The 19,462-nt window shown below is 71.8% G+C and carries 18 protein-coding genes; 6 read left to right on the forward strand and 12 right to left on the reverse strand.

Features of this window, described 5'->3' with window-relative positions:
• Positions 1–64 precede the first annotated feature (64 nt).
• From OOK41_RS18100 to OOK41_RS18125, 6 genes are read right to left on the reverse strand one after another with little or no spacing between them, the layout of a single operon-like run.
• Positions 65–949, reverse strand: a complete 885-nt coding sequence (locus OOK41_RS18100; protein WP_117672600.1) for an STM4011 family radical SAM protein — start codon at positions 947–949, stop codon at positions 65–67.
• On the reverse strand, positions 946–2,271 hold the full coding sequence (locus OOK41_RS18105) for an STM4012 family radical SAM protein (RefSeq protein WP_266266044.1): 1,326 nt from the start codon (positions 2,269–2,271) through the stop codon (positions 946–948). The genes OOK41_RS18100 and OOK41_RS18105 overlap by 4 nt, the downstream gene beginning before the upstream one ends.
• On the reverse strand, positions 2,268–3,071 hold the full coding sequence (locus OOK41_RS18110) for an STM4013/SEN3800 family hydrolase (protein WP_266266045.1): 804 nt from the start codon (positions 3,069–3,071) through the stop codon (positions 2,268–2,270). The genes OOK41_RS18105 and OOK41_RS18110 overlap by 4 nt, the downstream gene beginning before the upstream one ends.
• The gene (locus OOK41_RS18115; protein ID WP_266266046.1) at positions 3,059–4,189 is read right to left on the reverse strand and encodes an STM4014 family protein; all 1,131 of its coding nucleotides are present in this window, start codon (positions 4,187–4,189) and stop codon (positions 3,059–3,061) included. Before OOK41_RS18115 ends, OOK41_RS18110 begins: the two co-directional genes overlap by 13 nt.
• A gap of 1 nt (position 4,190) precedes the next feature.
• Complete coding sequence (locus OOK41_RS18120) at positions 4,191–5,132, reverse strand: STM4015 family protein (RefSeq protein WP_266266047.1); 942 nt, start codon at positions 5,130–5,132, stop codon at positions 4,191–4,193.
• A gap of 7 nt (positions 5,133–5,139) precedes the next feature.
• Positions 5,140–6,072: an STM4015 family protein gene (locus OOK41_RS18125; RefSeq protein WP_266266048.1), complete on the reverse strand. Its 933-nt coding sequence runs from the start codon at positions 6,070–6,072 to the stop codon at positions 5,140–5,142.
• Positions 6,073–6,291: 219 nt separating this feature from the next.
• On the opposite strand from OOK41_RS18125, the gene OOK41_RS18130 reads away from it, so the two are divergent.
• Positions 6,292–6,795 (forward strand): hypothetical protein, encoded by a 504-nt coding sequence (locus tag OOK41_RS18130; RefSeq protein WP_117672608.1) that lies wholly within the window; start codon positions 6,292–6,294, stop codon positions 6,793–6,795.
• On the opposite strand, the gene OOK41_RS18135 is transcribed toward OOK41_RS18130, so the two are convergent.
• Positions 6,777–7,211, reverse strand: a complete 435-nt coding sequence (locus OOK41_RS18135) for a radical SAM protein (RefSeq protein ID WP_266266049.1) — start codon at positions 7,209–7,211, stop codon at positions 6,777–6,779. The two genes, OOK41_RS18130 and OOK41_RS18135, sit on opposite strands and share 19 nt — an antisense overlap.
• Before the next feature lie 75 nt (positions 7,212–7,286).
• The gene (locus tag OOK41_RS18140) at positions 7,287–8,639 is read right to left on the reverse strand and encodes a hypothetical protein (RefSeq protein WP_266266050.1); all 1,353 of its coding nucleotides are present in this window, start codon (positions 8,637–8,639) and stop codon (positions 7,287–7,289) included.
• 741 nt (positions 8,640–9,380) lie between these two features.
• Between OOK41_RS18140 and OOK41_RS18145 the strand changes: the two genes are divergently transcribed.
• Positions 9,381–10,370 carry a hypothetical protein gene (locus OOK41_RS18145; RefSeq protein WP_266266051.1) on the forward strand — a complete coding sequence of 330 codons (990 nt, stop codon included), beginning with the start codon at positions 9,381–9,383 and terminating at the stop codon, positions 10,368–10,370.
• 247 nt (positions 10,371–10,617) lie between these two features.
• Here the strand turns inward: OOK41_RS18145 and OOK41_RS18150 are convergent, their stop codons facing one another.
• Positions 10,618–12,816 (reverse strand): RICIN domain-containing protein, encoded by a 2,199-nt coding sequence (locus OOK41_RS18150; RefSeq protein ID WP_323136174.1) that lies wholly within the window; start codon positions 12,814–12,816, stop codon positions 10,618–10,620.
• Positions 12,817–13,381: 565 nt separating this feature from the next.
• On the opposite strand from OOK41_RS18150, the gene OOK41_RS18155 reads away from it, so the two are divergent.
• Positions 13,382–14,287, forward strand: coding sequence for a bile acid:sodium symporter family protein (locus OOK41_RS18155; protein WP_266266052.1), 906 nt, complete (start codon positions 13,382–13,384; stop codon positions 14,285–14,287).
• A 234-nt stretch (positions 14,288–14,521) separates the two neighbouring features.
• Here OOK41_RS18155 and OOK41_RS18160 read toward each other — a convergent pair whose 3' ends face one another.
• A complete protein-coding gene (locus tag OOK41_RS18160) occupies positions 14,522–14,857 on the reverse strand; it encodes a nucleotide pyrophosphohydrolase (RefSeq protein WP_266266053.1) in 336 nt (111 codons plus the stop codon).
• Between the two features lie 107 nt (positions 14,858–14,964).
• On the opposite strand from OOK41_RS18160, the gene OOK41_RS18165 reads away from it, so the two are divergent.
• Together OOK41_RS18165 and OOK41_RS18170 are read left to right on the forward strand one after the other, a co-directional pair.
• Positions 14,965–15,174 carry a hypothetical protein gene (locus OOK41_RS18165; RefSeq protein WP_266267870.1) on the forward strand — a complete coding sequence of 70 codons (210 nt, stop codon included), beginning with the start codon at positions 14,965–14,967 and terminating at the stop codon, positions 15,172–15,174.
• Between the two features lie 44 nt (positions 15,175–15,218).
• Positions 15,219–16,034: an inositol monophosphatase family protein gene (locus OOK41_RS18170; RefSeq protein ID WP_117672620.1), complete on the forward strand. Its 816-nt coding sequence runs from the start codon at positions 15,219–15,221 to the stop codon at positions 16,032–16,034.
• A 69-nt stretch (positions 16,035–16,103) separates the two neighbouring features.
• On the opposite strand, the gene OOK41_RS18175 is transcribed toward OOK41_RS18170, so the two are convergent.
• Positions 16,104–17,288, reverse strand: coding sequence for an acyl-CoA dehydrogenase family protein (locus tag OOK41_RS18175; protein WP_266266054.1), 1,185 nt, complete (start codon positions 17,286–17,288; stop codon positions 16,104–16,106).
• 228 nt (positions 17,289–17,516) lie between these two features.
• On the opposite strand from OOK41_RS18175, the gene OOK41_RS18180 reads away from it, so the two are divergent.
• Positions 17,517–18,275: a DUF899 domain-containing protein gene (locus OOK41_RS18180; protein ID WP_117672624.1), complete on the forward strand. Its 759-nt coding sequence runs from the start codon at positions 17,517–17,519 to the stop codon at positions 18,273–18,275.
• A 206-nt stretch (positions 18,276–18,481) separates the two neighbouring features.
• On the opposite strand, the gene OOK41_RS18185 is transcribed toward OOK41_RS18180, so the two are convergent.
• Positions 18,482–19,345 (reverse strand): helix-turn-helix transcriptional regulator, encoded by an 864-nt coding sequence (locus OOK41_RS18185; RefSeq protein WP_305792083.1) that lies wholly within the window; start codon positions 19,343–19,345, stop codon positions 18,482–18,484.
• Between the last annotated feature and the right edge of the window lie 117 nt (positions 19,346–19,462).

The following is a 19,462-nucleotide window of genomic DNA, read 5'->3' on the forward strand; positions in this document are numbered from 1 at the left end:
TGAGTTGCGGCTGGTCCCGACGCGGTGCAGAACGAGGATCCTGGCCGCGCGGCGGGCGGCCAGGTCAGCCGCGCGGCCAGGCGGCCGGGATGCGTTCCAGCAGCCCACCGGCGAACACGTCGCGCAGCCCGAGCGGCTTGAGGTGGACGTACCCGATGTGGCAGTCGCAGACCGCGTTCACGCAGGTGCGGGGGCGCAGCGCGGCCCGCCACGACCCGTCGTACAGGTTGCCGATCGGCTCCGGGACGAAGTGGCAGCGGCGCACCGTGCCGTCGCCGAGCACGGAGATCGCGGTCTCCCCGGCGTGGCACGGCCGGTCCAGCGACAGGTGCGGGCGCACGCTGTAGCCGAACAGCGGGTCCAGCGCCGTCCAGGTCGCCTCCTCGGCGGCGTCGTAGCGGCGGCCCTCGGCGGCGTTCACCCACAGGTACACCTGCGGTGGCAGCGCCGCGCGCAGGGCCCGCGCCTCGGCCAGGTGCTCCGGCAGGCCGACCACCCCGACCGAGAACCGGATCCCCAGCTCCGCCAGCCGGGCGCAGCGGGCCAGGAACCGCTCCCGGGTGACCTGCCCCGGGTGGTACGTCGTCCACAGCGCCGCCCGGGCCGGGTCGGCGTCGGCGAGCCAGTCCACCCGGGCGGCCAGGTTGGTCTGGATGACCACCCGGTCGACGTGCGGCAGGTGCGACAGCGTCACCATCGCCTCGCGGTACCAGCGGCGGGTCAGCCCCTCGCCCCACGGGGTGAACAGCACCGACAGCCGCACGTCGGTGGTGGCGGCCACCCAGCCGGTGAACCGCGCGAGTGCCGACCGGTCCTCGGCCAGCAGCTCCGGCGGGTCGTGCCGCTTGGCGAACGGGCAGTACGGGCAGTCGTAGTTGCAGCTCGTCAGGGGTCCCCGGTAGAGGATCGCGAGGTCCGCTGCCCCGCCGCACCGATCGGCCGGGTTCACCGCGGCACGTACCCGGTCATCGCGCGGCGCACCCGCGCGGAGGTCAGCCACGGGCCGACCGCGTCGGAGCGGGCCAGCCCCGCCGGGGTGAGCCGCAGCCCGCCGTCGGTGGCCCAGCCCCGGTCGACCAGCCGCCCCAGTTCGGGGAAGTCCTCGCCGGGCGGGCGGCCGAACCGGGCCCGGTACGCGACCGGGTCCACCCCCTCGGCGCGCAGCAGCGACTTCAGTAGCCAGCGGCGGCGCTGCTCGGTGTCGTCGAGGGTGAACCCGAACTCGGCGAACCGGAAGTCGTCGGCCGGGCGGGCCAGGTAGTCGTCGAGTACCGCCCGCACCTCGGACACGCTCACCGCGTAGTCGAACGAGTAGTGCAGCTCCGTCGTGTAGGAGCGGGCGCCGCAGCCCAGTCCCACCATCCCGTCGTCCTGGCAGCAGTAGTCCGGGCCGTCGGGCGCCGGCACGTCGGCCCGGCGGAACTGCCGCATCGACTCCTGCCGGTACCCGGCCGCGCCGAGGACGTCCACCGCCTGCTCGTACAGCGCGAGCCGCTGCGCGTCCCAGTCCGCCCGGCCGTGCGCCCGCCGGCCCAGCCCGGTCAGCGGTCGCACGTACAGCGGGTACAGGTACAGCTCCTCCGGCCGCCAGGCCAGCGCCGCGTCCAGGCTCTCCCGCCAGGTGTCGGCGGTCTGCCCGTCGATGCCGTAGATCAGGTCGATGTTGAGCACCGGGATCCGCGCGTCGCGGATCGCGCCGAGGGCGGCCTCCACCTCCGTGCGGCGCTGCGGCCGGCCGGCCGCGCGGGCCTCGGCGTCGAGGAAGCTCTGCACCCCGATGCTCACCCTGGTGGTGCCGTGCGCGGCGAGCACCGCGAGCCGGTCCGCCGTCGCGGTGGCCGGCGAGGTCTCCACCGACAGCGGTACGCCGGGCAGCCGCGCCCCGAGCGTGGCCGTGGCGATGTCGAACAGCTCGGTCAGCTCGTCGGCGGTCAGGTAGGTCGGCGTGCCGCCGCCGAGCGCCGTGCGGGCGTACCCGGCGTCGCCGCCGAGCGCGTCAGCCACCCGCCGGGCCTGCCGGCGGAGCTGCCGCAGGTACGCGGTGACCTGCTCGGCGGGCGCGTTGGCCCGGGTGAACAGGTTGCAGAACCCGCAGCGCATCTCGCAGAACGGCAGGTGGACGTAGAGGAACAGCGCGTCGCGCGCCTGCGTCCGCCACACGTCGGCCAGCAGCGGCCGGGGCCGCAGCGCCCGGTACGAGGTCTTGTGCGGGTACGCGTACAGGTACTGCTGGTACGGCGAGCCGTCGAGGCCCGTGTCGGTGCTGGTCACCATTCTCCCGGTCGCAGGGTGAAGTGGGCGTACGGGACGGTCCACACCACGTCGTGGCCGATCCGGTGGCCGGTGTGGCCGTCCTCCCCGTACGCCGTGCCGTGGTCGGAGCAGACGATCGTGAACACCGGTCGGCCGCGCCCGGTGAGCAGGGCGAACAGCCGGCCGATGCGGCTGTCGACGTACTCCAGGGCGGCGGCGTGGCTGGCCGGGTCGTCGTGCGCGGCGCCGGGGACGTAGTGCCGGTTGGGCTGGTGCAGCGCGGCGACGTTGAGGAACGTGAACAGCGGCCGGGCAGCGGGGACCCGGGGCAGCACCTCGGCCAGCCGGTCGAGCTGGGCGTCCAGGCAGGTGGGGGAGGTGACCCCGAACTCCGGCTCCCAGTGCGCCTCGGCGAACAGGCCGGGCAGCACCGCGCCGAGCGGACTGCGCCGGTTGAAGAACCCCACCCCGCCCAGGCAGAGGGTGTGGTAGCCCTCCCCGGCCAGGGCGGTCGGCAGGTCGGGCGCGTCGAAGACCCAGGTGTCGGAGCCCGACGTCTCGCTGCCCGGGAACGCCGCCGCGTACAGCCGTTCGTGCCGGCCCGGGGTGACCGGGGTGGGCAGGAAGCCGGCGAAGAACGCGTGGTGCGCGGCGTAGGTGAAGCTGGCGGGGGAGTGCCGGCGCTCCCACCGGCCGCCAGGCAGCGCCCGCGCCAGGTGCGGGGTGCGCCCGGCGGCGGCCAGCCGGTCGGCCACGTCCCAGCGCAGCGTGTCCAGGGTGACCATCAGGAAGTCGTGGCCGCCGATCAGGCTCCGCACGCGACCACCTCCCGCCCGGTCCGGTCCGGCTGCCCCGCCGGCCGCCCGGCCCGCGCCCCGGCCGCCCGCCAGTCGTCCCACCGGCCGCTGGTCAGGGCGTGTACCTGCTCGGCGTAGGTGTCCCGGCCGTCGGTCAGCACGCCGGGCAGCAGGTCCCCGAACGCGTTGACCTCCGCCACCGCGTGCCGCCGCCAGCCGAGCAGGAACATCAGGTCGACGCCGACGTGCAGGCTGCGCGGGAAGCACGCGGCGGCCCGTTCGCAGGTCTCCATCGCCGCCGCCCACGCCGCCGGCCCGGCGGCGTCCCGCAGCTCGGCCAGGTCGCCGCGCGCGTTGCCCAGGTGCAGGTTCGTCATCGGCCCCCGGGCGGCGCGCACCACCGCGTGGGTGGGGCGGCCGGCGATCACCACCACCCGCAGGTCGACCACCCGGTCGCCGAGCCCCGCCTTGGGTAGCCACCGCTCCACGTGCAGCCCCTCTGGGGCGAGCCGGTCGACGATCGCGGCGACGGTGGCCTCGTCGTCGTACTGGCGCACCTTCAGCGAGTTGAACATGCCGTCGGGGGCCACCTCGATCGGGGTGACCGCGCGGACCCGGCCGGGGCCGACCGCGAGGGCGATCACCCCGGCCGCCGAGGAGCCGTGCGCGGGCTTGACGAACACCCGCGCCCAGCTCGCCTCCGCCATCGCCGCGCGCAACTGCGCGTACCCGCCGACCGGGGGCAGCGCGCCCGGCACCGGGACCCCGGCGGCGGACAGCCGCGCGTGGCAGCGGCGCTTGTCGCACAGCGCGGCCACGTCGGCCGGGTCGTTGAGCAGCTCCGCGCCGCCGGCGGCGACCCGGCCGAGGCCGTCGACCAGGCCGGCGTACGTGTCGGCGAGGCCGACCAGTTCGCCGTGCCGGGCCGGGTTGGCCGCCCGCCGCAGCAGCCGGTCCACCTGCGGGTCCTCGCCGGGGGAGTCGACGCGCACCAGGGCGCCCGCCGGCGGCGGGGCCGCGCCGGTGAGCACGTCGACCCAGGGCAGCACCGCCGGCCGGGGCAGGCCGGCGGCCAGCACCGCGCGGGTGAACAGGCCGACGCGCCGGTTGTCCGGGTTGCCGACGACGGTCAGCCGCATGTCACTCCGACACCGCCGTGTACCGGTACGTCTCGTCCTCGTCCTCTTCCTCCTCCTGCGGGTCGGACAGGTCCACCACGCCCGGCAGGGCCGCCTCCACCGCCGCGACGGTGTCCTCGGAGACGTAGTGGTGGCTCAGGTCCAGCTTGGCGAGATGGGTCAGCGGCTGCCCGCCGGCCAGGGCGAGGGCGCCCCGGTCACCGAGGGTGCCCAGCGACAGGTCCAGCGTCTCCAGCCGCCGCACCACCGGCGCGGCGGCGAGGGCCTCGGCGAGGTCGTCGGCGATCGCGGAGTTGCACAGCCCGAGCCGCCGCAGCGCGGGGAACCGCTCCCCGGCCAGCAGCGGGGCCAGGTCCGCCACGGTGGTGTCGCCGCCGTAGTCGGGGGTGCCCAGCCACAGCTCCAACTCCTCCAGGGCGGGCAGTTCCGAGTCGAGCACCGCCCGGACGAAGGCGGGGCGCAACCCGCCGCTCTCCACCTCCAGCCGGCGCAGCCGCTGGTGGCGCACCGGCGAGAACCGGAAGTCCTCCCCGCCGCGTACCCGCAGCACCTCCAGGCCGGGGTAGGCGGTCAGCAGCGGGCTGACGTCGCCCACCTGCATCCAGGAGATTTCGCACTCCTCGCTGCCGATGTCGCCGAGGAACAGCGCCTTCAGGTTGGGCAGGCGCGGCGCGGCTGCGCAGAGCTGGGCGATCGGGGCGACGTTGAACGCCGCGTACCCCCACGAGCCGATCACCAGTGCCTCCACGGACTCGCCGGCCCGGTCGACGAACCGTTCGAGTGCGTCGCGGAAATCAGGGGAGAGCTTGTGGTCGGTGCGGTTGTCCCAGTCGTGCGTGGCGATCCGCCAGGCGGTGGGGCCGTCGGTGTCGGGCAGCGGGCCGTCGGCGGGGACCTCGACGATCGTGCGGCCGGCGAAGAAGTCGGTGTCGGATTCGGTCATGTTCCGCTCACTCCCCGACCGCGGTGAAGCGGTACTCGCGGCCGTCGTACACGTCGGCGGCCTGCGGGTCCGACAGGTCGACCTCGACGCCCGGCAGGGCGGCGACGATCCGCTCCCGCGCGGAATCGGAGAGGAAGTGGTGGTGCAGGTCGAGGCGGCGCAGGTGGGTCAGCGGCTGCCCGGCCAGCAGTGCCTCCGCGCCGGCGTCGGTGAGCACCCCCTTGGACAGGTCGAGCACCTTCAGCTGGCGGACCACCGGCGCGGCGGCGACCGCCGCCGCAATCTGGTCGGCGTGCTCGGCGTTGCTCACCGCGAGGTGGCGCAGCGCCGGCAGCCGGGTGCCGGCCAGCACGTCGGCCAGGTCGTCCGGGGTCGTGTCGCCGCCGTAGTCCCTTCGGCCGAGCCACAGTTCGAGGCGCTCCAGCGCGGGCAGGTCGGACCCGCCCACCGCGGCGGTCACCGACCCGGGCAGCCCGCCGGTCTGGAAGACCAGCTCCCGCAGCCCGGTGTGCCGCACCGGGTCGAGGCGCAGCTCGTTGGCCCCGCGCACCCACAGCACCTCCAGCGACGGGTACGCCGCCAGCAGTCCGGTGATGTCACCGTGCGTGAGCCAGGAGATCTCGCACTGCTCGCTGACCAGGTCGGCGAGGAAGACCGCCCGCAGCGACGTCCACTTCTCCGCCACCGCGACCAGCAGGTCGACCGGCAGCGCCCGCTCGTACGCCGAGCCCCACTCGCCGATCACCAGGGCCCGGACCGCGTCGGCGGGCACCTCGTCGCGCAGCGCCGTGACCAGGGCGGCGAACTCCTCCGGGTCGGCCTCGAAGTCCTCCACCTCCAGCCGCCAGGCGACCGCCGACGGATCGTCGGGCAGGGCCATCCCGGGGGTGAAGGGCAGCACGGGCAGCCCGGCGAACGACGACAGATGGGAGCGGATCACGCCAACCTCCGGCTCGACTGGTTCAGCGGCGGCGCGACCGTAACAGCTCGCACCGACAGGAAGATCACCGACGGTCGGCAGTCGGACCCGGATCCTGCCGGTGGCAGGGCTAGGCAGGGTCGCCACATCTAGTCATAGATATCGATGCCTGGTAGAAATTCTGCAAGGCCGGCCCCTGAACCGTAGTTATCCGACCCCCACGGCTATCCGGGAGAAACCATGTCCACGACCCGCCCCACGCTGCGCCGCCGAGCGGTCACCCTGCTCGTCGCCTCGCTCGCCGCCATCGGCGTCACCTTCGGTCTCGCCAGCCCCGCCCTGGCGATCACACACTCCAGCGCCACCGCACAGCTGGCCGCCGCCGGCATCTCCTGGACCTCCAGCGGCAACTGCAGCGACCGCTACACCGCCACCTGCACGTCGTTCGACGGCGTCCGGCAGGCGACGATCGACGGCATCATCACGTTCAAGCGGGCCAGCGGCTGCGCGGTCACGGTCACCGCCGGCACCGAGGTCGGCCACACCGACGGCACCTACAGCCACTGGACCGGCTACAAGCTGGACATCGCCCTGAGCACGTGTGTGCAGAACTACATCTCGACGTACTACACCTACGTCGGGTACATCTCCGGCTTCGGCTACCAGTACCGCGCGGCCTCCGGGAACCTGTACACCAAGGAAGGCAGCCACTGGGACATCCTCTTCTACACCTGCGGCTGCTGACCGCCTGCCGGTGGCGCGTGCGTCGGGCGGGGCCGGTCTAGGATCGACCGCAGAACACGCCGTGGCGTACCGCCGTCACCGGACGGGTGTGCCGGTGGGAGCGCGGACGCGGGCCGGACGATCCGAAGAGGCATCATGCGCAGCAGCGCGGGCCCGCCATTGGACACGACGCGAATGCGGAATCCGATCTCCCGTCCGGCCCGGACGGCGAGGTCGATGTCCGGATGTAGCGTCGGCTCACCGCCGAGAAACGAGATTTCCCGGGTGCTCCAGTCCGACCACGCGGTGCGGAGGAAGCCGATCAGCGCGTCCCTCGGTAGATCCGTCCCCCGGTCGAGCGCGGGCCCGACGAAACAGTGCCGACATCGCATGTTGCACCGGAAGGTCACATAGATGTCCGCGGTGGGCACCTGCACCCGGTCAGCCTACAGATCGCCGGCTCTCCGTCATGTCCTCGCCACGTCGGCGTCGGACGCCGGGCGGGCCGTGCGTCAGGCCGGTGAGGCCACCGGCGGGGCCTGGTCGACCGGCGTCCCCTCCGCATCCTCGGCCGGCCGGTCCGAGTCCGACCGGACCCGCACCGTCGGGTACTCGGCGGTCTCGGCGCCCCCGGCAGCGGCGGCCATCACCGCGGCGGCGGCCAGGTCGGCCACCCGCTTCGCCTCCCGCTGGACCCGGGCCCGAACGTCCTTGGCGTGCCGCTCGGCCGAGTCGGACGAACGGCGGGCCTCCTCCAGCCGGTTCGCCTCGGCCGTGAGCTCCTGGCGGATCTCGGTCAGGCGCTGCTGCAACCGGTGGACCTCCTGCTCGGTCGCCGCCCCCTCCTGGCGGACCCGGGCGAGCTGCTGCTGGGCGTTGTCCAGCTCGGCGTGCAACTGCGTCAGCGACTGCCGCTGGCTGCCGACCTCCTGCTGCACCGCCGTGAGCTGCTCCTGGTGCAGGGTCGCCTGCTCGTCGGCGCGCTTGCGCACCTCCGTCGAGTACTGCTGCGCCTCGGCGATCAGCGTCGCGATCTTCTCCTCCGCGGCGGTGAGCTGGCCGGCGACGTCCCGCTCGGCCGCCGCCCGGTGCTCGGCCAGCTCCTGCTCGGCCGCCGCCCGCCGCTCGTTGATCTCCCGCTCCACGTTGACCCGCCACTGGGCCAGCTCCTGCTGGCTCTGCGCACGCGCCGCCTGGACCTCCTGCTGGATCTGCGCACGGGCCGCCTTGGTCAGCGCCTCGGCCGCGGCGCGGGCCTGCTCCACCTGCTGGGCGGTCAGCTCGTTGATCCGCTTCGCCTCCTGCTGGGCGTGCTCGTGGGCGGCCTCGCCGTCCACCCGCAACTGCTCCACCAGCTCCTGGATGTCCGCGAGCTGCGCCTCGGCCGCCGCGCGCCGCTCCTCGTACGCCTTGTCCTGTTCGGCCCGCCGCGCCGACAGCTCCGACTCCAGGTCGTGCAGCGCCTGGGCGGCGTGCTCCCGCGCCTCCACCAGGACCCGCTCCGCCTCGCCCTGCAACTCGCCGGCCCGCTGCGCGGCGGTCTCGGCGATCAGCCCGGCCTGCTTCTCCGCCAGCGCGAGGATCTGGTCGACCATCGGTCCCAGGTCCCGAAACGACGCCCGGTCCACCTGCGTCGGGCGCTGGCGCAGCTCGGACACCTCCGCCTGGAGCTGCTGGAACTGGAGGGTGAGGTTGCGCAACTGGTGCTGCGCCCGGTCTCGTTCGGCCGTCAGCGTCGCGGCGGCGCCGTCGACCTGCTCGACGTACCGGTCGACCTGCCGCTTGTCGTAGCCGCGCAGCGCCTGCTCGAAGCTCGGCCGCCCGCTCAGCTCGTTGCGTACCGCGAACGGCTCCCCGGTGGACATTCCGGCATCCTCCATACGATCGGCGATCTCAGGCCCCACCGACGAGCGCTGCGCGGGGCATGATGGGGCGCAACGTTACCGCCGTCCCCCGCGCCGCGAACACCCCGCCCCGCAGCCTGATCCCGTGACGGGCGACCCGGACGGCGTCCCCTCGGCGTCAACGTCACACTCCGCTTCACGGGGCACTGAATCCCGAGCCGCCCACGAGGCGGTCGAGCAGGGCGGTGTTCAGCCGGCGCAGCGCCGGCGCCAGCTCGTAGCCCGCAACCTCGCCCGCGCCTGCCGGAGTGTGCCGTCAGCGTGAAGTCCAGGTGGCCTGGAGGAAGCTGGTCCAGGCGGTGGGGGAGAAGGTGAGGGCGGGGGGCCGGCCGGGTCCTTGCCGTCGCCTACGGCCGCCCGAGCTGCCGCCAGAGGACTGTCGATCCCATATCTTCGGCCATCCGCTCCCGCCCCTCTCCACGTTGCGTTTTGTTACATGCCTTTCGGTTTACGGCCCTCGAATGTCAATCCCTGTCGTATCCCGCAGGGTGGTGGCGCGGGTCGCGGCGCACTAATGTACGGCTGTGTCGACACCCTTCCGCATGATCGAGGAGTGCGTTCATGCCCGGTGATTCCAAGGTTTCCAGCTCAGCGCCGGTCATCATGCACGCGTACGGGGTGCGAGACGACGAAGGCGAGCCGGGGCCGGGAAGCTGGGTGGCCGTGCTTCGGTACCGGGAGCACACCCGGGAACTGCACGGGATGGAGCTGGACTGGACCTTGGACGACCTGGTGATGCTGTCGGTGGTGAACGGGCTGGAGGCGCTGACCCGGCCGGTGCGGGTGATCGTGTACGCGCCGAACGCAGAGCCGGAGATCAAGGCGTCGTCCAAGGTGAATCCCGCGCTGCTGAGTCGGCTCGCCGCCCAGTGTGAACGCCACGAGGTGGTGTGGGCTCCGCCTGACGAGCCGCTGAACGACGACGACAACAAACGGGCCCTCGAACTGGCCACGCGGGAGGAGGCGGCCGCGAAGGAGCGGGCCATGAGCCTGCGGGGGGACAACATCGTGGAGGCGCTGGACAAGTTCCTCGCCGAGCAGCGCGAGCGCCGTTCCAAGCGCGCTTTCGCGAACTACAGATCCGTCATCGAACTGTTGCTCGGCTGCCTGAATTGGCGCGGCTACGAGAGCCTGACCGACAACAGCCGCCAGTTGTACGGCGCGTACGACGAGAGCCGCGAGGGCGGCGGTGGGTTCTGCCGGTTGTACGGGCCGGAGGAGATCCCCGGGAACATCGGCGGGTTCCTCGGCTCCTACGTTCCGAAGGCCATCCTGAGCCAGGCGGCCCGCCGGGCGGCCGGGCCCGTCGTGCGCGAGCTCGGATACTGGCTTACCACCCGGGACTACGGCATCACGACGGCGGACGTGCAGCCCATGCTGGAGCACGCCGACGCCGCCGCGTACGCCTTGCCGGCCGCCGAGAAAGTTCAACGGAGATGGAACGAGCTGTGCGACGCCGAGCGCGAATTCGGCGAGTCGGAGGTCGAGGATGCCGTCGAGGACTTTCTGTTCGTCAGCGCCGTCGAACCTGGTCTGGTCCGCTTCGCTGCCTACTCCCCTGACCGGCTCATCGACGTGTCTGTCCCGCAGGAGATCAGCGACCTCGTGAAACCTGGCTGGGAGATGTACGTGGAGGCCGCCCTGGTAGAGGGCGAGTGGTGCGTTTCGATGATCGGCACCATCTACCCGTAGCACTGACGAGCGTGTGGAGCCGCTGGAGGATCGCCATCCCGCTCATCGGGCTCAGTCTCCTCCTGCTGGTTCCCACCGTCTACGGTGCCTCGGCCTGGTGGTCGGAGAACTGACCCGCCTACCGCACCCTCACCGTCATCATCTGCCTCGTCGTCGTCGCGTGCCTGGGCCTCTCCGTCTCGATTTCTTGTGATGTCGCGGTGCGGCGTCGCCACCGGGGACGGCGCCGCACCTTCGGTTGGGGCGGTTACGGGCCGTTGACCAGGAAGGCGACCTGATTGCCGCTGTTGACGGTCGCGCCGGTGTTGTTGATGACGCGGGCGATCGTGCCGGTGCCGCCGAGGGAGACGGTGACCATGTTGTGGAACTTGACGTTCGGGGTCACCGGGACCTCGAACGAGTGCCCGAGCACGACGCTGGGATTGGTGGAGAAGTAGCAGTAGCTGCCCAGCCCCCACGCCTCGTGGCTGGTGACGGATGCGCCGACCTTGTACGCGGCCCAGCCCTGCGCCCCGCCGCCGCTGGACCAGCTGGCCTGGTTCGGCACGTCGTACGGGATTTCGTTCTGGTAGAAGTAGGTGCGGCCGCCGTTGCCGTTCCAGATGGTCTGGTACTGCTGGTAGTGCTCGACGAACAGGCCGTACATGGTGACGTTGTTGCCGTTGACGACGAGGCCGTTGGCGCCGGTGTTGATGTTCCAGCCGACGGTGCCGCCGTTGCCGTGGTCGGCCCGCCAGATCCACATGTGGTCGCCGATCACGTTGTTGCTGTTGACCCGCAGACTGACGGTCGCCTTGCCGGCGATGGCGCCGCCGACGCGGAAGAACACGTCGTGCAGCGAAGTCGGGTTCGCGGCGTGGTCGGCGGTGGAGCCGGACGGGCCGACCTCCATGAGGACCTGCGAGTTGGTCGTGCCGGCGTCGAAGAGGATGCCGGCGACCTTCACGCCATCGACATCGGCGACGCTCATCGCGGTGACCCCGTTGTCCGGCACGATCGTGGCCAGGCCGAGGCCGAGCACGACCGTGTTTGCCCGGGTGATCCGGATCGTGTCGTTGACGTGATACACACCGGGCGTGAAGAGCAGGTTCTGTCCGGCGGCGAGGGCCGCGTTGATGCTCGCGGCGGTGGCGCCGGCCTTGACGATGTGGAACTGGTTGATCGGCAGGGAGCTGCCGGCCGTGGTGCCGCTCTGCCAGCTGTTGCCGCTGGAGTTGGTCCGCAGCGCCGGCACGAACACCTGGTAGGCGCCGGTGGAGTCGACGTACAGGAACGGCTTCTCCCGCACGACCGGGGTGGTGCCGACGGTGGTGTACGGCGGGCTCGGGAAACTGTTGGCCGGCGCGCCGCTGGTGCCGACGAACACCTGGTTCCAGTTGCTGCCGCTCCAGCTACCGATCGCGGAGTTGCGGGTGATCCACTGCTGCTGCGAACCGGACTGGATCTGGCCGTCGATCTTGCTGTCGGAGATCCATCCGCCGGAGGACCAGCCGCCGTCGGACAGCGCGAGGTTGCCCCGGACGTGCATCCGCCGGTACGGCGCGGCCTGCGACACCGCCCAGCGGTCCAGGCCACCGGTCGGAGTCACGGACAGGTTCTCCGCGGACCGCCAGAAGTTCTGCGTCGCGTTCTGCGAGCCGTCCGGCCACCAGTCCGCCTCGGCGTGCACGGCACCGTTGATGACGACCGAGTCGGGGCTGGTGCCGAGGCCGGCGACCTGGGTGAAGAACCCGACGTTGGCGTTGACGTTGTACGTGCCGGGCTTGAACAGCAACGCGTAGCGCTGGTTGCCGAACTGGTTGGTGACCTGCTGGTTGAACACGGTGTTGAGCCGGTTCTGGATGGTGGTCTGCGTCATCGACGGGTCGAACACCGACACGTTGGGGCCGAGGTCGGGGTTGTTGGGGTTGTTCGGCACGCCGGTCGGGGTCGGGGTCGGAGTGCTGCCGCCGCCGAACGTCCACTTCTGGTTGGCGGTGCCAGCGCACGACCACAGTTGCAGCTTGGCGCCGTCGGCGAGGTTGTTGTCCTTGATGTCCAGGCACTTGCCGGACGCGGTGTTGACCAGGTCGCCGGCCGAGGTGAGCTGCCACTTCTGGCTGGCGACCGTGTCGTAGCAGGTCCAGATGTGCACCACGGCGCCGTCGGCGGTGGAGCCGTTGGCGACGTCGAGGCACTTGCCGAGGCCTTGCACGGAGCCGTTGTCGGCGAGGGTCCAGGTCTGGTTGGGGCCGGTCGCGCAGCTCCACATCTGGGGCTGGTTGCCGTTGGCGGTGGAGCCGTCGGTCACGTCGAGGCACTTGCCGTTGGCGGCGCTGGTGAGCCGGCCGCTGCTGGCGGCGGACGCGGCGGTCATGGTGACCGCGCCGGTCGTGCCGACGGCTGCGGCGGTGACGCCGAGCGCCAGCAGCGCCGTACGCCACCTGATGTTTTTCGATCTTGACAACTGAGACTCCTGTTCTGGGACGGTCGGGGGGTCGGTCACCGGTGGGCGGGCATGACCGTCCGGCCCGACGTCGACTGGCGGGTCGCCGGGGTGGAGGTGGGTGCTGTGTCGCGCCGGATCCATCGACGCCTGTGACAAGGAGGAAACACGTCGACGCTGCGGCATGTCAACACAACGCGGCAACTTTCTTGGCGACTTTATACAAGTCGCTAAGAAACTGTCGTCCTCGGCGCTGTCGATCGTGCGCGGACGCCAGAGGTGGTACGGGTCAGTGGGCGGACCGGTCGAGCCGCGCACGACGAGGGTCGGTCGCGACCTCTACGGGTAGCGCGTCCAGTTCTTGTCCGGCGCACAGCCGCTGCGGGTCCGCTGCGGGCTCCGAGGGCGGGGTGAGTAGCCCTCTGCGGGAGGATGTCGACCAGCGGCACCTGCCGTTTTACATGGTCATGGTCCACTGTGCACCTGGCGCGGATACCGGCGCCGCACAGGGCAAGTTCTGAGAAGTACGGCGTCGATCGCCGATGTGAAACTCATGGATCTCTTACGACCAGAAGGCAGAGTGATCATGAGTAGCGATTCGGTCCTCATACTTTTTCCCATCGTTGTGGGCATCGTCATGCTCGGCCTCGGCCTCACCCTGACCCTTGAGGATTTCCGCCGGGTGGTGAAATACCCCAAGGCGATGGTGGTCTGCCTGGTCTCCCAGATGCTGATCCTGCCGGCGATCTGCCTGGGCCTGGTGGTCGCGTTCAACCTGCGCCCCGAACTGGCGGTCGGCATGATGCTGCTCGCCGCCTCGCCCGGCGGCAGCACGGCCAGCCTCTACAGCCACCTGTTCAAGGGCGACCTGGCGCTCAACATCTCGCTGACCGCGGTCAACTCGGTGCTGGCGCTGTTCACGCTGCCGATCATCGTGAACCTGTCGGTGTCGGCCTTCGTCGGATCGGACAGCTCCATCGGCCTCCAGTTCGACAAGGTGATCCAGGTCTTCGCCCTGGTCCTGATCCCGATCGCCATCGGGATGGCCGTCCGCGCGAAGTTCACCAACGCCGCCATTCGTATGGAGCGTGCCGTCAAGATCCTGTCGGTCGTGGCGCTGCTCCTGATGATCTCCAGCGTGATCGCCGGCCTCGGCGAGGAGGTGTTCGACATCCTCGCCGAGATCATCCTCGCGGTCGTGGCGTTCAACCTGATCAGTATGGCGCTCGGCTACTTCGGCCCGCGCCTGCTCAAGGTCGGCGAGCGCGAGTCGATCGCCTCGGCGTTCGAGATCGGCCTGCACAACGCCAGCCTGGCCATCACCATCGGGATGAGCCCGACGCTGCTCGACAACTCCACGATGGCGATGCCGTCGGTGACGTACGGCTTCGTCATGTTCTTCACCGCCGCCGTCTTCGGCATCATCGTCTCCCGCCGGGTGCGGGCCGGGACCGGGGGCACCGAGCGGTTGGCGACTCCCAGCAGGGTGTGACCCGCTGGCCCGCGCCGGATCCGGACTCCCGTTCGGCTTCGGCGCGGGCCTGGGACGCCGCTTCGCTGTCCTTCGATATTCCGCACGCGCACGCTCATCCGTCCGGAGCACGGTCGGCGTCCACGTCGCCTGTCGGCTTGGCGGGTGCGTCGGTTGCGGCGTAGGCGTAGCGGCGGGCCAGGTGTGCGAACGCGGCTCTGAGCTCGGGTGGCCCGATGACTACGGCCCTATCGGCTACCGCTTGGCGGCCGACCCCCTGGCCTCGGCGACGGGGTAACGGGCGGCGACCTCGTCCAGCTTCGTCAGCGCCGCTTCCGGCAGGTCGATACCGAGCACGTCGGCGAGGCGGGTCAGGTAGATCATCACATCGCCGATCTCCGCCTCGACCCGGCCGCCGGCCTCGGGGTCGTCCATCACGGCGGCGGCCTGCTCGGGCGTCAGCCACTGGAACTCGGCCAGCAGTTCACCGACCTCGCCGGCGAGGGCCATGGCGAGGTTCTTCGGTGTGTGAAACTGCTGCCAGTCCCGCTCCTCGGCGAACGCTCGTACCCTGGTCGTCAGCTCGTCCACAGCATCCTCCACACCGTGCCGGTGTCGCACCCGTGAGTACGGTACCCACGGGCCGCCGTCATGTACCCGGTAGGAGGTGGCGACCGACGGTCTCGCCGGGCGCGCTCCTGAGCTGGCAGGTCAGCGGGGCGATCCGGTGGGCGCGGTGGCTGCTCGTGCTGCCGCACGCCGACCCGGGGGAGACCACCGTGTCCGCCGAGGACGACCAGAACGTACGCCACCGGGTCTTCTGCGACCGGCGGATGCCCGGCGGCGCCGGGCGCTGCCTGCTGCGCGCCGACCACGACGGCCCCTGCGCCCGCCGCCCGCGCCGCTGAAGGGGGAGGGTGAGTGGTGCCCGGCCCGCTGCGGTGCAACGATCATGACCGTCCCCGAACCTGGCGAGGAGAGCGCGATGGTCAGTGACGCCGAACTGGACGACTGCCGGCGGGTCGCCGAGGACGCGGCGCGCCTCGGCGGTCGGGAGCTGCTGCGGCGCTTCGGCGACCACGGCCGGGTCGACTACAAGACAGCGTCCACCGACCCGGTGAGCGAGGCGGACCGGGCCAGCGAGGCGCGCGTCGTCGAGCTGTTGCGCGCCCGCCGGCCCGCCGACGGGATCCTGGCCGAGGAGGGCAGCGGCCAGGCGGGCAGCTCCGGGCTGCGCTGGGTGCTGGACCCGTTGGACGGCACCGTGAACTACGTGTCCGGGATGCCGTTCTGGTGCGTCAGCGTGGCCTGCGAGGAGGAGACGGCCGACGGCTGGCGGCCGGTCGTGGGGGTGGTCCTCGACCCGGTGCACGACGAGCTGTTCCACGCCGTCCGGGGCCGGGGCGCGTACCTGGGCGACACTCCGCTGGCCCGGCCCGCCGGTACCGCGCTCGACGAGGTCATCCTCGCCAGCGGCTACGCGTACGACGTCGCCCACCGCAGGGTGCAGGCAGCCGTCGTGGCCGACCTCGCCGGCGACGTACGCGGGGTGCGGATGCTCGGCTCCACCGCGCTGGCCCTGTGCTGGGTGGCGGCGGGGCGCTGCGACGCGTACGTCGAGGATCGCACCTTCCGCTGGGACTGGGCGGCCGGCCTGGTGATCGCCACCGAGGCCGGCGCGGCCGTGGAGGTGCGCGGCAGCCGGGTGCTCGCCGCGCCGCCGGAGCTGATCGACGAGTTCCGGCCCCGGGTCGCCGCGCTGGGCTGACCACGAACAGGTGCGACGAGCCGCCCGGCGGGGGGTTGCGCCGGGCGGCTCGCCACGTCGGGGGAAGGCTCAGATGAAGAGGGTGTTCGGGCCCAGGCCGCAGACGACCCGGCCGTACAGCTCGGTGTTGGTGTCGGCGTTGATGAGCCCGTGCAGGCTCATCGCGTTGACGTCCCGGGCGATCCGCTGGATCGGCACGTCGCGGTAGATGGACGAGCCGCCGCTGGCGGAGGCGAAGATGTCCACCGCCTCCTTGGCCAGCCGGGTGGCCCAGCCGTGGTCGGCGCGGACCCGGGCCCGCTCCTCCAGCGTCCACTCCGCGCCGCTGGCCGCCTTGCTGTCGACCAGGTCGGCGGCGTGGTACGCGTGGAACTCGGCCTGGTCGATCTTCATGAGCGCGGTGCCGATCTTCAGGTGCGTGACCGGCGCCTCGCTCTGGTTCTCGTAGTCGGTGTAGGTGATCTTCCGGCCGGGGAGCCGGTCGAGGAACTCGTCCCGCGCGGCCTTGGCCACGCCGACCGCCGCGCCCACGCCGGACGCCGCCGCGTTCAGCGCTGCCGGGGTACGCCAGACGGGGGAGTCGGCGTTGCCCTGGGACAGGCCCTGCGGGATCATCGCCGCGCTCATCGGAATGATGTGACTGTTCGGGACGAACAGGTCCCGGGCCACGGTGGTGACGCTGCCGGTGGCGGTCAGGCCGGTGGTGTACCAGTCGTCGACGATCTCCAGGCTGCCGATCGGCACCAGCGCCATGATCGGCTCCGGCTCGGCGTCCGGGCGCAGCACGACCGCGGCGATCTCCTGCCACTGCGCGTGGTGCGCCCCGCTGATGAAGTGCCAGCTTCCGTTGACGACGACGCCCCCGTCGGCGGGGACGGCCGTGCCGCCGACGCTGTTGGTGCCGCAGACCCGGGCGTTGGGCGTGCCGAACACCTCGTCCTGGGCCGCGTCGGGGAACAGACCGGCGAGCCAGGTGGGGATCCACAGCACGGAGGTGACCCAGGCGGTGCTGGCGTCGCCCCGGCCCAGCTCGGTGGCGACCGCCACGAGCGTGCGGGTGTCCACCTCGTACCCGCCGTAGCGGCGGGGGGTGCGGAGCTTGAACAGCCCCGCCTCCTCGATCGCCGCTACCGTCTCGTCGTGGAGGCGACGGTTCTCCTCCTGCCACGCCGCGTGTTTGCGGATCAGCGGCACGAGATCCGCGGCGCGCTGGACCAGCTCCTCGCGGGTGGGTGCTTCGGTGGTCGTGGGCACGTGTCCTCCTCAACGGGCGACCGGATCGACCGGAGTCATATCGGTCAAGCGCCATTGACGTTGTCACATCCCGACTACCGCGACCTCTTCTGGATTGCTCGGTGTCCGTGCAGCTCAGGACGAGGAATTGGGCACGAGTGGAGAAGTCGGTGCCGCCGGGGCCGTGTCATGGTCGCAGGTGTCGCCCGGTCTTCGTGTGGGCCGGCGGCGACCGTTGAGGGAGGAACGATGAGTTTTCCGCAGGTCGTCTCGCGTGAGGAATGGACCACCGCCCGGGAGAGGCTGCTGGAGGAGGAGAAGGCGCTGACCCGCGCCCGCGACCAGCTCAGCGCCGCGCGCCGGGCCATGCCCGTGGTGCCGGTGGAGAAGGAGTACGTGTTCGCCTCGCCCACGGGTGAGGTGACGCTGCTCGACCTGTTCCAGGGGCGTCGCCAGCTGCTCGTCCGGCACTTCATGTTCGCCCCGGATGCGAAGGAGGGCTGCGTCGGCTGCTCGATGCAGGCCGACAACGTCGGGGACCTGTCGCACATGCACGCCCGGGACACCTCGTTCGTGATGATCGCCCGGGCCCCGTTGGAGAAGATCGAGCAGTTCAAGGCCCGGATGGGCTGGGCGCACATCCCGTGGGTGTCGTCGTACGGCAGTGACTTCAACTACGACTTCAATGTCACCATGGAGAAGGGCGAGCTGCCGGCGGTCAGCTCCTTCATCCGCGACGGCGAGAAGATCTTCCACGCCAGCTCGGTGTTCGACCGGGGCGGCGAGGTGTTCATCAACACCTACAACTACCTCGACGTCACCCCGCTGGGCCGGCAGGAGGAGGGGCTGGCGCACCCGTGGGACTGGTGGCGGCACCACGACCGCTACGACGCCGAGCAGGCCCCCAACCCGGGCGAGAACTGGTGGACCGGGTTGAACAAGTTCGAGGTGCGGCAGGTACGCCACGAGAGCCCGGCCGCGCAGCCGACGGAGGCCGGAACGCAGTGACGGCGGCACGGTGGGGTGCGGCGGCATCCCACCGTCCGCGGCGGCCGGTTCCCGGTCCGGCGGCTTCGGCCGTCGCCGGGGAGCCGGCCGCCGTCGTGCGTGGGGGCAGGACGGCCAGGGCCCGGTCGCCGCGACCGCGCGTCGCCCGGGCCGTGCGTCGCCCGGATCGGGAGCCGTTCGGGCCGTGCGCCGGGTGGCGCGGGGGATCAGGGGACGGCGACACTGTGCCGCTGGGCCGGCACCGGGGCCGCGGCGCGCCGGGGAATGCCGCCGAGCATCCGCAGCGCCGCCGCCGACGGCGAGCCGGCCTCGACGGTGAAGGTCACCAGCATCAGGTCCGGGGTCTCCTCCAGCCGCAGCGTGTGCTGGTTGACCGTCAGCGCGCCGACCACCGGGTGGGTCATGTCGTAGGTCATCGTCTCGCAGGTGCTGACCGGGTGCTCGGCCCACATCCCGGCGAACTCCGGGCTGCGGGACAGCAGCTCCTCGACCAGCCCGACGACCCGGCGGTCGTCGCGGTAGCGGCCCACGGCCATCCGCAGGTACGCCACCACCGAACGGGCCTTGCCCGGCCAGTCGGCGTACAGCGCGCGCATCCGGGGATCGAGGAAGACCGACCGGCTCATGTTGGGCGCCTCGTCGAGGTGCCAGGCGAGCAGGGCGTGGCCCAGTGGGTTCCAGGTGTGCACGTCGGTCGAGGCGCTGAGCACCATCGCCGGCACGTCGGGCATCATCGCGAGCATCTGGCGCAGGGCCGGCGGCGCGGAGCTGGCCCGGACGGCCCGTTCGGGCGCCGTCCGGCCGGGGCGGGCCAGCGTGAACAGGTGCGCCCGCTCGTCGCCGCCGAGCTGCAACGCGCGGGCGACCGCGTCGAGCACCTCGTCGGACACGTTGTGCGCCTGGCCCTGCTCCAGCCGGGTGTAGTAGGAGACGCTCACCCCGGCGAGCTGGGCCAGCTCCTCGCGGCGCAGCCCGGAGACCCGTCGGCGCTCGCCGTAGCGGGCCAGGCCGGCGTCCTGCGGCCGGATGACGCCGCGTCGCGACCGGAGGAACTCGCCCAGCGGATTCATGCGACTCAGTATGACGGACCAGTATGACACTGTCAGTGGTACCCACCGTGGAAGTACCAACCGTTTCCGGCCGGGCGGGGAGGGGAGTCCGCCGCGCCCGGCCGGGGTCGATCAGCC

This window comes from Micromonospora sp. NBC_01655 (assembly GCF_026339755.1).
Taxonomy (GTDB): Bacteria; Actinomycetota; Actinomycetes; order Mycobacteriales; family Micromonosporaceae; genus Micromonospora.